The 2,425-nt window shown below is 68.0% G+C and carries 3 protein-coding genes; 2 read left to right on the top strand and 1 reads right to left on the bottom strand.

All coding sequences use genetic code 11. The features are described 5' to 3' along the window. The coding region (locus KGA66_RS28635; RefSeq protein WP_281416887.1) for a non-reducing end alpha-L-arabinofuranosidase family hydrolase at window positions 1–190 on the top strand (190 nt) is incomplete at its 5' end. 97 nt (window positions 191–287) lie between these two features. On the opposite strand, the gene KGA66_RS28630 is transcribed toward KGA66_RS28635, so the two are convergent. Continuing rightward, complete coding sequence (locus KGA66_RS28630) at window positions 288–1,073, bottom strand: class I SAM-dependent methyltransferase (protein WP_211472672.1); 786 nt, start codon at window positions 1,071–1,073, stop codon at window positions 288–290. 661 nt (window positions 1,074–1,734) lie between these two features. On the opposite strand from KGA66_RS28630, the gene KGA66_RS28625 reads away from it, so the two are divergent. Next, window positions 1,735–2,425, top strand: a 691-nt coding sequence (locus KGA66_RS28625; protein WP_211472670.1) for a glycoside hydrolase family 6 protein, incomplete at its 3' end; no start/stop codon positions are given.

The raw sequence follows: 2,425 nt of genomic DNA, 5'->3' as shown, positions 1-2,425 counted from the left end.
CAAGGCCAACAGCGGCGCCACCTGGACCAACGACATCAGCCACGGTGACCTGGTGCGCAACAACCCGGACCAGACCATGACCATCGACCCGTGCAACCTGCAGTTCCTCTACCAGGGCAAGGACCCCTCCGCCAACCAGTCCTACAACCTCCTGCCGTGGCGGCCGGGCCTCCTGACGCTCCAGCACTGATATGTGACAGCCCTGCGAAGGGTCAGTAAGAAGCGGCGTCCGGGAGCACACCTCCCGGACGCCGCGCACACGCACTCTTATCCGGCGCTACATCTCATCAGTCGCCGGCTGCCCGGACCGTGAATATCGACGTGATCCGGTACGGCCGCCCCGGCCGGTGGTTGCGCGCCTCGGCAAGCTTCGCGTCCGTGGCCTGGCCGCCGTCCTCGCGCCGCAATTGCTGTTCGTGGGACTCCCACAGATCGTTGAGACGGTCCCACAGGCCTCGCTCCTCCGGGCGGTCCACCTTCGCCTCAAGCTCGAGGCCGGCGGCCTCAAGATGCTCCTGCCAGGTCGGCCGCCCCGGCACGAACTTCGGGTGTCCGGGCAGGTTGCGGCCCCCGGTGAACACGGCGCGAGCGCCGGGCCGCAGGATCCGGCGCAACTCGCGCAGCGCCGCTGCGCGGTCCTGGGCGAACGGCAGCGCGTCCATGCTCACCACGCCGGCCGCGCACCGATCGGGCAGGCCCGTAGCGCAGAAGGTCCCGACCTGGAATCGGACCCGCGACCGGCCGGCGCATCCGGCGTCGGGGAAGAACTCGGGTATCCGCTCCGTCGCCAACTCGACGGCTCTTGGCGAGATGTCCACACCGACCAGCCGCGCCGAGAACGCGCGCGCGAGCCACAGACCGGTGCCGCCGCGTCCGCACCCGAGATCGACCAGCAGATCATCCGGCCGCAGCCGCAGCCGCTTGACCATCTCGCCGAGCACCGACCACGTGCAGCTGCTGGAGGGATCGACCTCGACAGGGTACTCATCACCGAACGCCTCGGCGTACAGCCGGCTCGAAAGCCCACGTCCAGCGGCCGCGGTATGGAAGACATCGAAGGGTTCAAGGTCCACACGCGACTCGGATCGCGAAGGCTGGTTCACTGGCCTGTCCTCCTACACGGATTGTCCGACGCGCCGGCCGCTATGCGTGAAGCCACGCTAAAGGGCTGCTGCGACAAAGCCGAGACCCCCACCGTTCGCGCGCCACTCGTTGACACTCGGGCCCGGACGCGGCCCGGTAAGTCCCGGCACGGAGCACACCCGGCGAATTCTGGAAAGTTTCACGGCCCACGGCCCGGCGCAATCCCGGTTCCGCGGCCCGTGCAGAGCGCCGCCCAGGCTTCCGATCCGGGGATTCGACGCAAGATCGACGCCGGTTCGACTCGGGTCGACGCGCACGTCGGCCGAATGCCCGGTTTGCACCCGGCGCAGCGGCGAGAGCCGAAGGCACGAAGAGAGGTCCGGAGTTCCCGCCCGGCGTGTAATTTTCGGCGTCTGCCCGCTCTGGAAAAGGGCGTACGTCCGAATTCAGGCACCGGCCGTTGACGGTTTTTTCACGGCTCGTAGTTTGACGCTGCACCCGCGGCCGCCAGACCGCGCTCGCACTCACATCCGGGCGGTACCTCCCGCTGACCGCCCCGGCCTACCAACGAAGGACAGGCAACCAGTGGTTCATCGCCACCGGCAGACCCGAGCGGCCTACGTCGCGCTCGCGGTCGGGGCCGCATTACTCATGCCCCTGACGGGGATGCAGGCCGCTCAGGCGGCCACACATGCGTCGAATCCGTTCGTCGGCTCGACCCCGTATCTGAACCCGAACTACGTTTCCGAGGTCCAGACCCAGGTCTCCGCCGACGGCGGCAACGCCAAGGAAGCCCAGGTCGCCAACTACCAGACCGCGATCTGGATGGACCACATCGGCGCGATCGCCGGCAGCGGTTCGACGCTGGGTCTGCAGGCGCATCTGGACAACGCCGCCACGCAGGCCGCGAGTTCCAGCCTGCCGATCCTGGTCGAGGTGGTCGTATACGACCTGCCCGGCCGCGACTGCGCCGCCCTCGCCTCCAACGGCGAGATCCCGGCGACCGCCGCCGGCCTGACCGAGTACGAGTCGCAGTACATCGACCCGATCGTCGCGATCGAGGGCAACTCGAAGTACAGCAATCTGCGGATCGTGAACTTCATCGAGCCGGACTCGCTGCCCAACGCGGTGACCAACAAGAGCCAGTCCGCATGTGCGACGGCGATTCCGTACTACGAGACAGGCATCGCGTACGCCCTGAGCAAGCTGCACGCGATCGGCCCGCAGGTCTACAACTACCTGGACATCGGCCACTCCGGATGGCTCGGCTGGCCGAACAACATGAGCGGCGCCGGCCCCGAGTACTCGAAGGTCGTGCAGTCGGCCACCGGCGGCTACGCCA

It is taken from the genome of Actinocrinis puniceicyclus, from assembly GCF_018283645.1.
Classification (GTDB): Bacteria; Actinomycetota; Actinomycetes; order Streptomycetales; family Catenulisporaceae; genus Actinocrinis; species Actinocrinis puniceicyclus.
The sequence above is the reverse complement of the archived record's forward strand: the minus strand, read 5'-3'. Positions and strand labels throughout refer to the sequence as shown.